The sequence below is a fragment of the Actinomyces stomatis genome (genome assembly GCF_031292835.1).
Lineage (GTDB): Bacteria > Actinomycetota > Actinomycetes > Actinomycetales > Actinomycetaceae > Actinomyces > Actinomyces stomatis.
Genome location: NZ_JASPEP010000003.1, coordinates 62,392 through 74,828 on the forward strand (window position 1 = coordinate 62,392; position 12,437 = coordinate 74,828).

A 12,437-nucleotide genomic window follows, 5' to 3' on the forward strand; every position below is an offset into this window, starting at 1 on the left:
TCTCGGCGGTGTGGGACCGGGACCCGGTCCCACACCGCCGAAGGGTTCAGCCCTGGGCCTGGACGGCGGTGATGGCGACGGTGTTGATGATGTCCTCCACCAGGGCGCCGCGCGAGAGGTCGTTGACCGGCTTGTTGAGACCCTGAAGGACCGGGCCGATGGCGATGGCGCCCGAGGAGCGCTGGACCGCCTTGTAGCCGATGTTGCCGCTGGACAGGTCCGGGAAGATGAAGACGTTGGCCCGCCCGGCCACGAGCGAGTCCGGGGCCTTCTTGGCGGCCACGGTCGGGTCGATGGCGGCGTCGTACTGGATGGGGCCCTCGACGGCGAGGTCGGGCTCCTTGGCCCGCACCAGCTCGGTGGCCTCACGGACCTTGTCCACGTCCGCGCCCTTGCCGGAGGTCCCGGTGGAGAAGGACAGCATCGCCACGCGCGGCTCGACACCGAACTGGCGGGCCGTGGCGGCCGAGGAGATGGCGATGTCGGCCAGCTCTGCGGCGTTGGGTTCGGGGTTGACGGCGCAGTCGCCGTAGACGAGCACGCGGTCCTGCAGGAGCATGAGGAAGACCGAGGAGACGATCGAGGTCCCCGGCTTGGTCTTGATGATCTGGAAGGAGGGGACGATCGTGTGGGCGGTGGTGTGGGCGGCGCCCGAGACCATGCCGTCGGCGTCTCCCATGTGGACCATCATCGTGCCGAAGTAGGACACGTCCTGGACCTTCTCGCGGGCCTGCTCCAGAGTGACGCCCTTCTTGGCCCGCAGGCGGGCGAACTCCTCGGCGTACTTCTCCAGCAGCTCGGGGTCGTTCGTGGCGATGACCCGGGCGGCGGCGATGTCCAGACCCAGCTCGGTGGCACGGGCCCGGACCGTGGTCTCGTCGCCCAGCAGCACCAGGTCGGCGATGCCGCGGCGCAGGATGGCGTCGGCGGCCCGCAGGACCCGGTCGTCGTCGGGCTCGGGCAGGACGATCGTCTTACGGTTGGCGCGCGAGCGCTCCACCAGCTCGGCCTGGAACATGATGGGGGTGACGACCTCGGAGGGCTCGACCTCCAGGGCCGACAGGAGGGCGTCGACGTCGGCCTCCTGCTCGAAGGTGGTCACGGCGACGTCGATCTTGCGCTCGGAGCCGTGGGCGAGCAGGCCCTGCAGGGAGCCGGCTGCGGAGGCGGCGGTGAAGGTGTCCAGCGGGGAGGTGATGACCGGGATGTTGACATCCAGTCCCTCCAGGAGGCGCAGCGCGTGGGGGGCCACTTCGAAGCCGCCGTTGAGGATGAGACCGGACAGGATCGGGAAGCTCGAGGAGGCCTGGGCCGCCATGAGGGAGATGAGCATGGCGGAGCGGTCGGCCGGAACGATGGCGAGCTGGCCCGCGGTCAGGCGCTCCAGGACGTGGGCGACGTCCATGGCGCACACGAGGACGGACTCGGCCTCGCGGTCGAGCAGCGTCTCGTCGCCGGCGATGAGAGTGCCCTCGACGGCGTCGAGCACCTCGCGCACCACCGGAGCCGCCAGCAGCGGCACCTCGGGCAGCGTGGTGGAGGTGATGCCCTCAATGGTGGTCAGGGCCTCGCCGACGGCCTGGCGGGTCTCGGGGAGGCACTTGTTGGCCACGACCGCGACGGTGCGGGCGTGATTGTCGGCGATCTCGGCCATGGAGACCTCCACGGAGGCGACGACGTCCTCCACGTCGTGCTGTCCGGAGACCACCAGCAGCACCGGGACACCGATGTTGGCCGCCACCCGGGCGTTGAGGGCCAGCTCGGGGTTGCCGGCGACGTCGGTGAAGTCCGAGCCGTCGATGATGACGACGTCGTGCTCGCGCGCCAGGGCCCGGTAGGCGTCGACGATACGTGCCAGGGCCTCCTCGGGGTCGGCGTGGAACTCGTCCCAGGTCGCGCCGACGCACTGCTCGGCGGGCGTGGTGGAGCCGGCACGGTTCAGCAGGAGGCTGAGGAAGGCATCGCCCTCACGGCTCTCCACGAAGGGGCGGAAGACGCCGACCTTGGCGACCACCTTGGTCAGGCAGGAGACCAGCCCGAGGGCCACCGTTGACTTCCCGGTTCCGGCGTTGGGTGAGGCGATGTAGATACTGCGCGCCACGTTAGGTCCTTCTCGCGTTGTCTTGGAGTCAGGGGCGCCGGCTCATTCCGGTGCCGTACGGGTCCGATTGTGCCCCCACCCGCGGGTCATCTGCGACCAAAGGCCCGCTCTCCGTCCGTCTTGTGATGTGGGAACGGGCACATACTAAGGGGCTGGTAACAGGTGTCATAGGCGCTAGCCCGCCCGATCGGTCGGCTGGCGGCCGGGCGCGGAGGGGGCCGTGGCCCGCCCGGTCCCGGGGTCGACGTTCACTGCGACGTTGCCGTGGGACTGCCGGGGGGTGATCCGCTCTCCTCGTGAGACCCAGATCGTATAGGTCGACGACGGGTCGCCCGGTTCGGGGAGGAACAGGGCGACCGCCTGTCCACCGCCTGCTTCTTGTGCCGCGGCGACGGCTCGCTGCGGCCCGATGTCCCGGGGCCGGTCTGTGCTGGTCGGTTCCGTCGGGGACTGGTATCCGGACATGGGGACGGGTGAGGCCGGTTGGGTGGGGCGGATGCTGAACGCGCTGGCGTAATAGCCCCACAGGAACAGCAGGGGAAGGAGAACCAGCCCGGCCGCCTTGAGGAGGTCGGTGTCCCTCGATAGGCCCTGGGTGCGCCAGCGGTCGGACAGGACGGCGCGCCGATAGCGCTGCAGCGGCCACCACGTGCGCAGCCCACTGACTGTCAGGACCGCGAGGACCACGCCCGAGGTGGCCACGACCAGTCCCCCGATGGTCAGGCCCCGGTGACTGTCCCACCATCCGGTGTGGGGGATCTCCTGGGACAGCCAGTGCACATGACCGGGGCCCTGGCAGGACAGCAGGCAGCGGTGCAGGTTGTCCAGGGCGGCGACCCAGTCCGGGGCCGCCGACACCCTGCTGATCTCGCGCCCGGTGGAGGGATCGACCGTGTAGGTGGCCTGCTCGGTCCTGACCTCGACGACGTCGGTGTCCCACGTCGCTGACAGGACGGGCTCGTCAGGATGGCCGTTCTTGATCGTCTCGACCGCCTGAGGCAACGAGACCTGAGCGGGGCCGATGTCGTGGGTGTAGGCGGTCGGGTTCAACGAACGCAGGATCTCTCCCTGGTGCGGCAGGAGTGCGCCGCTGAGAGTAATGATCAGCATCCCCAGGCCGGCTGCTGCTGACAGCCAGCGGCACAGGAGTGCCACCGCCCGGCAGATGCGGGAGGGCGGAGAGGGGGGAGGAGGGGCCGTGGGGTCCATGGCGGTCTCGATACGGGAGGGCTAGGACCCGGCGGGGGTCAGCAGGGCGGCCACGGCGCACAGGCAGGTGAGGGTCGCGATGAGGGCGTAGCCGCAGTAGCCGCGCTCGTGCCGTCGCCACAGGGAGTAGGCGCCACTGACACTGACGGCGGCGCCGGCGACCTGGATGACCAGGGCGGCTCCGATGACCAGGGGGCCGGCGGTGCCGATGGCGGGAGCCAGGGCGTAGACAATGACGCACCTGAGGCCCGAGGCCCACAGTCCCAGCATGACGGCATGGATGTCGGCGCTGACCAGGATGGGTGCCGCCGCGTCGTCCTGAGCGTCGGGGGAGGGCGTCAGGGGTGTGACGGTGTCGACGTCGTCCCTGTCGGACGAAACGTCAACATAATCAATACCGGCCGCACTCTTCATACTGATGAATACGGTAACGGTCAGGATAAATCGCGTCAACGCTCCGTTGTGAGCGAGGAATGTGATGTCAGACAGGCATGTTTGAGGGAAATAACCGCAGGTAGCGCCCTGATTTGTAGACCGGAGAAATAAGTGCTCATCGAGTCGCGTCCCGGACTTGGTCCGGGCTAGCGCAGCAGAGGCAGCGCGGAGATGATGCTCAGCGCGACGATGATCGGCTCGAAGACCCTCTGATCCATGCGTTCGGCAAGGCGGCGACCGGCCAGGGCTGAGGCGATGACGACCGGGGCTGCGATCACTGCCAGTGACAGGGTCGTGGGGTTGACCAGTCCGGCTGAGACGGAGAAGGGCAGCTTGACGAGGTTGACCAGGAAGAAGAACCAGGCCGTCGTCCCCAGGAATGCCTTGACCGGATAGCGGCAGGCGAGGAAGTACATTGACGTCACTGGTCCTCCGGCGTTGGCGACCATCGTGGTGAAGCCGGCCAGGCTGCCATAGACCAGGCGGGCGAGGCGGCTGCCGGCCGGGGTCGGACGTGCCGCCTCGGATGCGTCGTCGGGCCTGTTCCTGGCTGCTGAGCGGCGCTGGAACAGTGTGGCGACGACCAGGATCAGCAGGATGGCGCCGATGAGGCGGCGAGTGGAGTCGTTGGAGGCCAGGTGCAGGAACAGGGCGCCGGCGCCGACGCCGGTCAGGACCGCGGGGACGAGCCTGCGCAGCATGCGGAAGTCCGCGTCGCCGCGATAGCTCCACACGGCCAGCAGGTCGCCGGTCATGAGCATGAGCAGGATGGCGCCAGTGGACTCCTTGGCCGGCAGTGCCGCGGTGCACAGGGCCACGGCAATGGTGGCCGCCCCGGGCAGGGCGGTCTTGGCGATGCCGCACAGGGCCGCCACGACCGCGAGCAGGATCCAGGCGGTTGCGGTCAAGGTGGGGAGCACGGGACCTCTCAGCGATGAGAAGAGTCGGGGTGTGGTCTGAACTTTGTCCAGACTAATGCATGCCCGTCGACGGCGAGGCCCGATGGGAGAGAGGCCTCGCCGTCGACGGTGGCCGGCGTGAGGTCCGCTGGGGCTCCGTCAGCGGGGTGTCGCAGCGGTGCGCAGCAGTGCGGCGATCCCGGAGATGCCCAGGAAGATGAGTGCTGTCGCGGGGAGGGTCGCGCTGAGCAGGTAGTCCCAAAGAGTAGTGTGCTGGGTCACCAGTCCGATCCCGTGAAGCAGGCCGAGAGCCGCTGCTCCTGCGCCGAGCGAGAGGATTGAGACTGCGGCTCGTAGCGCCCGTCTGGCAGCCGGCCAGGGGGTGATGAGCTGCAGCGGGGGCAGAGCCGCCCAGGCCGTGATTCCGGTAATGCAGCAGACAAGTGCGCTCGAGACGGGCGAGTCGCCCTCGAGCAGCTTTGCAAGCATCCCCTGGCCCGCGACGACCCAGAAGAGGACGCAGTAGGCGACCAGCAGACCGTCGCTCCAGGTGAGGCGGGGATTCTCGCGCTCCCAGCGGCGGACGTCGGAGAAGAACCCCTGAACCGTTCCCGATGCCTCTGTAGAAGGCATGCTCTCCTTTCCCGTGCGTCATCGCGATGAAGAACCTTCCTTCTACAGTATGACTGTCGCCGGTCCCGTGTGAAGGGTGACGGTCGTCGGGCCCCAGCGGGGTGGGCCGATCGCTCTGGTCGACGTCCTCGGGCCGCCTGGGAACGACGACGCTCCCGACCATCACTGGTCGGGAGCGTCGAGGTGAGGCGTCAGCCGGTGGGGCTCGCCCGGAGGGGGAGTCCGTGCGAACCCCGTGACGTCTCAGGCCTTGAAGAGGGTTCCCTCAAGGTAGGCGCGTGCCTTACGGGCGTACTCCAGGGGGTTGGCGATGGCCGGGTCCTGCTCGGCCTCCACCAGGATCCACTCGGAGTAGCCGTGGTCCACGAGGAACTTGTAGGGGACGGTGAAGTCGATCGTGCCGTCTCCGGGGACGGTGAACATGCCGGCTAGGAAGGAGTCGAGGAAGGAGCGCTCGGCGGCCTTGGACTCCGCCATCTTCTCGGGGCGCACGTCCTTGAAGTGGACGTGCTTGACGCGGTCGATGGTGGCCTCCAACAGGCCCATGACGTCGCCGTCGCCCACGTAGGCGTGGCCGGTGTCGAACAGGAGGGAGACCTTGGCCGGGTCGGTCAACTCCATGAGGCGGATGGTCTCCTCCTTGGTCTGGATGACCGTGCCCAGGTGGTGGTGGTAGACGAGCTCGAGGCCGTGGGCGTGGGCGACGTCGCCCAGGCGGTTGAGGCCCTCGGCCAGCACCGGCCACTGCTCCTCGGTGAGCACCGGCTTGTTGGTGAAGATGCAGACGTCGCGGATGCCCTGGACCGAGCCGGTCTGCTCGGAGACGACGACGCGGGTGGCTCCCAGGTACTCCAGGTAGGCGCAGGTGGCCTCGAAGTCGGGGATGACGGCCTCGACGCCGTCGCGCAGGATGAAGGAGGAGAACCACTGGGCGACGATCTTGATGCCGCGGGCCTCGGCGGAGGCCTTGACCTCCTCCTTGGGCGGGAAGAAGCCGGCGCACTCGGTGCCCGCGTAGCCGGTGTCGGCCAGGTCGAGGAGCATGTCCTCCAGGGTGTTGAAGGCGCCGACCTCGGGGATGTCGTCATTGCGCCAGGTGATCGGGTGCATACCCCAGGAGATGCCGTGGGGGTCGGAGATGGCGGTTGCAGGGTCGAGGGTGAAGGACATCGTTGCTCCGTGTTCTCGCTCTTGTGGTGATGGACGGTGGTGAGTGGGTGGGTGGCGGTGATGCGCGGGTGACTGGTGCACCGTCGGCTCATGTCCGCCAATGGTGCGCTCCCGGGAGGAGGGGCCGGCGTCGGTGCCGGGCGGTGGGCCCGTGCCTCGAACCTAGCAACAGGACTTTGTCCTGACAAGCCCTTTTCGGGTCCTCCCGGGAGCGCGTGTGCTGGGGTGGGGTCAGGAGTAGAGCTTCTCCATCTCGACCTCGATCTCCTCCAGGGACTTGTCCTTGGTCTCCGGCATGATCTTGAACAGGATGACGGCGACGACCAGGTTGAGCACGCCGTAGATGGTGTAGGTGATGCCGCCACCCAGCGTCTCCATCATGGGCGGGAAGGTCCAGGTGATGATGGCGTTGGCGGTCCACATGCAGAAGATCGCCGTGCCGTTCATGATGCCGCGGACGTTGGCCGGGAAGATCTCACCCATCATCGTCCACACGATCGTGCCGTTGGAGGACTGCACGATGAGCATGAAGACGGACATGAGTCCCAGGATGAGGTAGGCGGCCCAGGTGGGCGGAGCGGTGTGGCTGGCCATGTGCGGGGCGATGAAGAACTGGAAGGTCGCCGCGATGCCCAGCAGTGTGACACCCACGCCGATGACGTCACCGATGAGCACCTGGCGGCGCCGGAACTTCAGGATGAGCCAGATACCGATGGCGGAGCCGATGACCGACATGACGCCGTTGGCCACCTGTGCGGTGATGGATGCCGAGGTGGACATGCCGGCGTACTCCAGCACCTTGGGGGCGTAGTACATGACGGTGTTGACGCCGGTGGTCTGGTTGACCACGGCCAGGAAGATGCCGACCAGCAGCAGCTTGCGCAGCCAGGGCGTGGCCATGACGTGGCTGAAGCCCTTGCGCTGGGACTCCTCTTCCTTCTCGTGCTGGCGGGCCTCGACCATCTCCATGATCTCGTCCTCGATGGAGCCGTCCTTCTCCGGGACGCGCACGCGCTTGAGGGAGCCGATGGCGTCGTAGAGGCGCTCCTTGGCCAGGTACCAGCGAGAGGACTCGGGCATGAGGCGGATGCCGATCCACAGGGCCACGGCCGGGATGGAGCACAGGACCAGCATGTAGCGCCAGGCCTCGCCGTTACCGGCGCTGATGCTGAGCTGGTCGAGGAAGGCGTGGTACTCGTCCGCGCCCATCGGGCCGCCCTTGGAGGCCTGGAGCTTGGCGATCTCGTCGAAGACGTAGTGGCCCGGGGCGAAGTGCCCGCTGGGGTCCTCGGCGATGGTGATCCTCGGGCCGCCCTGGAGGGAGTTGATGATGGCGTTCATCGAGAAGGCGAGCAGCTGGCCGGTGACGATCATGAGTTGGTCGATGGCCACGATGGAGCCACGGATGCGTTTGGGTGCCGTCTCCGCCAGGTAGACGGGGACCGTCGCAGAAGCGGCTCCGACGGCGAAGCCCAGGACAACGCGGAAGGGGTACATGACCCAGACGTTGGGGGCGACGGTGGTACCGATCGCGCCGGCGAAGAACAGGAAGGCCAGGACGGTGATGTTGTGGCGCCGGCCCCAGCGGTCCGACATGAGACCGCCCAGCAGCGCGCCCAGCGCCGCGCCGACCAGCAGGGTGCCGCCGATGGCGCCCTCCTCGAAGGAGGTCAGCTGGAGGCCCTTGGCGTCGAAGGGCATGTACATGTACGGCAGGGCACCGGAGATGACGCCGGTGTCGTAGCCGAAGAGCAGTGAGCCGAGTGTGGCCACGGCGGCGATGGCGACGACGCCGCGGTGCTTGCCCGAAGGCGGCGTCTCTGCCACCGCCTTGTTGAGCTCTTCCCTGGTGAGTCCACGCAGGGACGTCGTGACTCCCTGAGACATAGGGGGTCTCCTCTCAGTCCTGCGGCGACAGTGCCGCAGGGGTCGTTGTGATGGTGGGTGATGGTGGAGTGAAGAGAAAGGTGCGGCTCGGCGCGGTTCAGGCGTCGAAGGTGGTGCGCCCCTCGACGCGGGGGACCTCGTGCCACTGGCCGTCGGCCGCTGAGGCGACGACGGCCTCGTCGACCTCCGCGGCGCACCAGGCGTCGGCGGCCGAGGGGGCCACCTGCTTGCCGGTGACGATGGACTCGATGAACTGCGCGGCCTCGATGGCCTTCATGTCGTCAAAGCCCATGGAGGTGCCGATGGCGGGCTGGAAGCGCTGCCACTGGCCCCACTGGGGGCCGGCCATGGCTCGGGTGTAGCCGTGGGATGCGCCGCCGTCGAGCACGGGGCAGATCTCCAGCTCATTGAGGCGCTCGAAGTTCCAGCGGGCCGAGCCCTTCGTGCCGTAGACCTCGACGACGTACTCGGCGCGCGGTCCCACGCTGACGCGGGAGGACTCCATAGTTCCCACGGTGCCGTTCTCGAAGCGCACGAGCATGGAGACGTAGTCCTCGTTCTCCACCGGGCCCACCTCGTCACCGATCTCGAAGCCCGAATGGCCGATGCCCATCTTGGTGGGGATGGGGCGCTCAGTGATGAAGGTGTCGGTGACCGCGGTGACCGAGGCGATGCGACCCACGATGTACTGGGCCAGGTCCGCCCCGTGGCTCATGAGGTCGGGCACGACGCCGGCCCCGGCCTTCTCCTTCGAGGCTCGCCAGGTCAGTGGGCCCATGGGGGAGGAGTTGTAGTCGGCGATGAACCACACGCGCACGTTCGTGATCCGCCCCAGCTCGCCGCCGCGCACCAGGGAGCGCAGGTACTCAATGGCCGGGGTGTGACGGTAGTTGAAGCCGACGGCCGTCATCAGCCCCGCCTTCTCGGCGGCCTGGGCGATCTCCCGGGACTGTTCGGCGCTGACCCCCATGGGCTTCTCGATCCAGAAGGGCTTGCCGGCCTCCACGGCCGCCAGGGCCATCTCGTGGTGGAGGAAGTTGGGGGCGCAGATGGAGACGGCCTCCACCTCGGGGTCGGCCAGCAGGTCTCGGTAGTCGGCGTAGGCACGTTCGAAGCCCAGATTGTCCACCGCCTCCTGGCGCACCTCGTCCACCGGGTCGGCGGCCGCGACCAGGCGCGGAGTCACCCCCAGCTCGGGGAATCGCTCGGCGATGGCGCGGTAGCTGCGGGCATGAAGCCGTCCCATCCACCCCAGGGAGATGACTCCGATACCCAGTATTCTCTTGTCGGTCATTACGGTCCTTTCCGACAACACTGTCGGCTGCTGCGTGTGTGGAGGTGTGTCCGGAAGACCCGGGAAACACCCGTCGTTAATGACGTCACAGGAAGATATCAGAGCACCTTTGTCCTGACAAGAGGAGAATATGAGGTCTGATGACCTGCTCTGAGCAGGGCCTACGTGCTCACCGGTGTTGTCGGATAGGATGTGCTCAACTGGTGTCCAAGGATGGACTCCGGATCCCGCGGATCATGCAGATTCGTGAGGCACAACGGCGTGGAAAGGGAGACGTCTGCCGTGAAAGGACCTCGAGGACGAGGTGGGCGAGTCACGATCAGGACCGTCGCCGAACGCGCCGGCCGCTCCATCTCCACCGTCTCGGCGGCTCTCAACGGCTCCGACGGCGTCGCCGAGAAGACCCGTGGCGAGATCCTGCGCATCGCCGCCGATCTCGGTTACCAGGCGGACCCGCGCGCCCAGTTCCTGCGCCGCAGCCACACCGGGCTCATCGGCGCCAGCTTCGCCGTCGGGCAGGCCTACCAGGGGCTCATTGTGGACGGGCTCTTCCAGGCGGCCTCCGCTCTGGAACACGCACTGGTGCTGGCCACCTCCACCCCGCACCGTGATGTGGCCGACGGACTGCGCTCGCTGCTGCTCCAGCGCTGCGAGGGCCTCATCCTCATCGACCCCGACCTCTCCGTTGACGCCCTGGCCTGCATCGTGGACCGCACCCCGGCGGTCCTCATCGGCACCAGCACCGAGCTGGGGGACGTCGACGAGGTCCACTCCCGTGACGACGTCGGCATCCAGCTGCTCGTCGATCATCTGGTCGACACCGGGCGCCGTCGCATCACCCACGTGGACGGTGGGCAGGAGACTGCCGCAGGGCGACGGATCGAGAGATTCGGCCAGGCCATGGAGCTGCGAGGCCTGGGGCGAGGCGCGCGGGTGGTTCCCGGGGGCGGCGATGAGGACAGCGGGGCCAGGGCCGTCCACCACCTCATCCAGACCGGTGAGCTCCCCGAGGCGCTCCTGTGCTTCAACGACCACTGCGCCGTCGGGGCCCTCATGGAGCTGCGCCGTCAGGGGGTGCGGGTGCCGGAGGATCTGGCCGTCACCGGCTACGACGGCATCCCGGTCACGGCGGCCTCGGCCTTCTCCCTGACCACGGTGCGCCAGGATGCCGGCCTCATCGCCGAGGTCGCGGTGCGGGCGCTGCTGGCCCGGATGCACCCGGACCAGGACGGCCACATCCCGGCGGAGGTGGCCGGTGAGGACCGGCCTCTGGGCGGGCGCCTCTACCGGGTGGTCCCTGAGCTTGTTGTCCGCGACACAACGGCCCCGCCACGTGAACGCCGGGACAAGGCCCGTGCCTGATGCGGCGCGCGGCGTACGGTGAACCTCGCCGAGGAAGCCACAACCGAGGGGCTCGCGCCCCGCACACTGGGACAGGAGCCATGATCAACCATGATTAACGGAGAACTCATCGACCTGGTCGCCGGCGACTACGAAGCGCGTATCGCCTCGTCGGGAGCCATGCTCGTCCACCTGCGTCGCCAGGGGCGCGACCTCATCATGCCCTTCGACGCCGAGGCCACGCTCCCCGCCGGCTGGCAGGGCAAGACCCTGCTGCCGTGGGCCAACCGCATCGCCGGCGCCCGCTACGACTACGTCGGCACCGAGTTCCTCGTGGGCTGCAATGAACCGGCCAGCGGCTCGGCCCTCCACGGCCTGGCCGGCTGGATGGACTGGCAGGTCGCCGACGACGACCCCTCCGGCCCCGAGGACGGCGCCCCCCGCAGCCGGGTCGTCCTGGAACTGAGCCTGCTGGCCTCCTACGGCTACCCCTGGAGCCTGGAGGCCAGTGCCTGCTTCGCGCTCGACGCCGAGCGCGGACTGAGCGTCACGGTGACCGCCACCAACGTCGGCGCGGCCCGACCCGCCTGGCCGGTCCCCGGTGCGCCGGAGGTCGAGGGCGAGCCCGCCCCCGCTCCCTACGGCGTCTCCTGCCACCCCTACCTCACGCGCTCGGTCCCCTTGGACGACTGCGTCCTGACCATCCCGGCGGCCGAGGTCCTCGACGTCGACGACCGCATGGCGCCCACGCGCCGGCGCAGCGTGGAGGGCACCGACTGGGACTGGCGCGAGGGCCGGCTCGTCGGGGCCATCCAGACGGACAACGCCTACACCGCCCTGCCCGAGGGGGCGTGGGAGGTGAGCCTGCGCGGTGGGCAGGGCGATCGCGCCGTCGTCATGAGCTCGGACACCCCCTGGGTGCAGGCATACTCCGCCGACGAGCTCGGCCGCCCCGGCGTGGCCGTTGAGCCCATGACCTGCCCGCCCAACGCCTTCAACAGCGGGGAGGACCTCATCTTCCTGGCGGTGGGGCATTCCCACTCCTTCACCTACCGCCTGTACGAGGAGGACTGAGCGCGCAAGCGTTCTGTGTCGAGTGTCTTATCTCCTCACTTCTGAGGCGCGTGGTGGGGCGAGTTGCTGGCCCTGGAACCGACGGCGGGGACGAAGGGAAGGGGTTTGGTGGGGCGTCGGTGTCCATGGTGCTGACATCAACCCGGCTCCGGCGCTGCACGCCGGAGAGAAACCGCATTATTCCAAGGATCTCTATTGGGCACTTCGACGTCGGGCTCATTGATGTCAGCGCTGTGGACACTGGGCTGCCTGTGGGGTCGACGCCGCGGGACCTTGGCGCTGGGGTCGGGCGTTCTCACCCTGGGGCCGGCCTCACCGTCCCCTGCCTGGCCCTGGCTCCTGCTCAGGTGCCCGGAGGTCGTGGTCCAGCGTCGGCTCCGGCCCGAGTCCCGCC

General features: G+C 68.4%; 10 protein-coding genes. 2 read left to right on the forward strand and 8 right to left on the reverse strand.

The annotated features are described in order from the left end of the window. Positions 1-46: 46 nt before the first annotated feature. From pta to RIV12_RS02860, 8 genes are all read right to left on the reverse strand, one after another. Positions 47-2,101 carry a phosphate acetyltransferase gene (pta, locus tag RIV12_RS02825; RefSeq protein WP_309322024.1) on the reverse strand — a complete coding sequence of 685 codons (2,055 nt, stop codon included), beginning with the start codon at positions 2,099-2,101 and terminating at the stop codon, positions 47-49. A 174-nt stretch (positions 2,102-2,275) separates the two neighbouring features. Beyond that, positions 2,276-3,310, reverse strand: a complete 1,035-nt coding sequence (locus tag RIV12_RS02830; protein ID WP_309322025.1) for a PepSY-associated TM helix domain-containing protein — start codon at positions 3,308-3,310, stop codon at positions 2,276-2,278. A gap of 21 nt (positions 3,311-3,331) precedes the next feature. Beyond that, complete coding sequence (locus RIV12_RS02835) at positions 3,332-3,724, reverse strand: hypothetical protein (protein ID WP_309322026.1); 393 nt, start codon at positions 3,722-3,724, stop codon at positions 3,332-3,334. A 167-nt stretch (positions 3,725-3,891) separates the two neighbouring features. Continuing rightward, complete coding sequence (locus tag RIV12_RS02840) at positions 3,892-4,665, reverse strand: sulfite exporter TauE/SafE family protein (protein WP_309322027.1); 774 nt, start codon at positions 4,663-4,665, stop codon at positions 3,892-3,894. Positions 4,666-4,803: 138 nt separating this feature from the next. Then, positions 4,804-5,277, reverse strand: coding sequence for a pre-mRNA-splicing factor (locus RIV12_RS02845; RefSeq protein ID WP_309322029.1), 474 nt, complete (start codon positions 5,275-5,277; stop codon positions 4,804-4,806). A 243-nt stretch (positions 5,278-5,520) separates the two neighbouring features. Further along, positions 5,521-6,447: a myo-inosose-2 dehydratase gene (gene iolE, locus RIV12_RS02850; protein WP_309322030.1), complete on the reverse strand. Its 927-nt coding sequence runs from the start codon at positions 6,445-6,447 to the stop codon at positions 5,521-5,523. 231 nt (positions 6,448-6,678) lie between these two features. After that, on the reverse strand, positions 6,679-8,334 hold the full coding sequence (locus tag RIV12_RS02855) for an MFS transporter (protein ID WP_309322032.1): 1,656 nt from the start codon (positions 8,332-8,334) through the stop codon (positions 6,679-6,681). Positions 8,335-8,431: 97 nt separating this feature from the next. Continuing rightward, on the reverse strand, positions 8,432-9,628 hold the full coding sequence (locus RIV12_RS02860; protein ID WP_309322033.1) for a Gfo/Idh/MocA family protein: 1,197 nt from the start codon (positions 9,626-9,628) through the stop codon (positions 8,432-8,434). 282 nt (positions 9,629-9,910) lie between these two features. On the opposite strand from RIV12_RS02860, the gene RIV12_RS02865 reads away from it, so the two are divergent. Further along, positions 9,911-10,990, forward strand: coding sequence for a LacI family DNA-binding transcriptional regulator (locus tag RIV12_RS02865; RefSeq protein ID WP_309322034.1), 1,080 nt, complete (start codon positions 9,911-9,913; stop codon positions 10,988-10,990). A 90-nt stretch (positions 10,991-11,080) separates the two neighbouring features. Next, positions 11,081-12,043, forward strand: coding sequence for an aldose 1-epimerase family protein (locus RIV12_RS02870; protein ID WP_309322035.1), 963 nt, complete (start codon positions 11,081-11,083; stop codon positions 12,041-12,043). Positions 12,044-12,437: the final 394 nt, after the last annotated feature.

Coding starts and splice junctions, on each gene's coding strand:
- RIV12_RS02845 (WP_309322029.1), bottom strand. CDS start 5,277: ATGCCTTCTACAGAGGCATCGGGAACGGTTCAGGGGTTCTTCTCCGAC.
- RIV12_RS02855 (WP_309322032.1), bottom strand. CDS start 8,334: ATGTCTCAGGGAGTCACGACGTCCCTGCGTGGACTCACCAGGGAAGAG.
- iolE (WP_309322030.1), bottom strand. CDS start 6,447: ATGTCCTTCACCCTCGACCCTGCAACCGCCATCTCCGACCCCCACGGC.
- RIV12_RS02870 (WP_309322035.1), top strand. CDS start 11,081: ATGATTAACGGAGAACTCATCGACCTGGTCGCCGGCGACTACGAAGCG.
- RIV12_RS02860 (WP_309322033.1), bottom strand. CDS start 9,628: ATGACCGACAAGAGAATACTGGGTATCGGAGTCATCTCCCTGGGGTGG.
- RIV12_RS02835 (WP_309322026.1), bottom strand. CDS start 3,724: ATGAAGAGTGCGGCCGGTATTGATTATGTTGACGTTTCGTCCGACAGG.
- RIV12_RS02830 (WP_309322025.1), bottom strand. CDS start 3,310: ATGGACCCCACGGCCCCTCCTCCCCCCTCTCCGCCCTCCCGCATCTGC.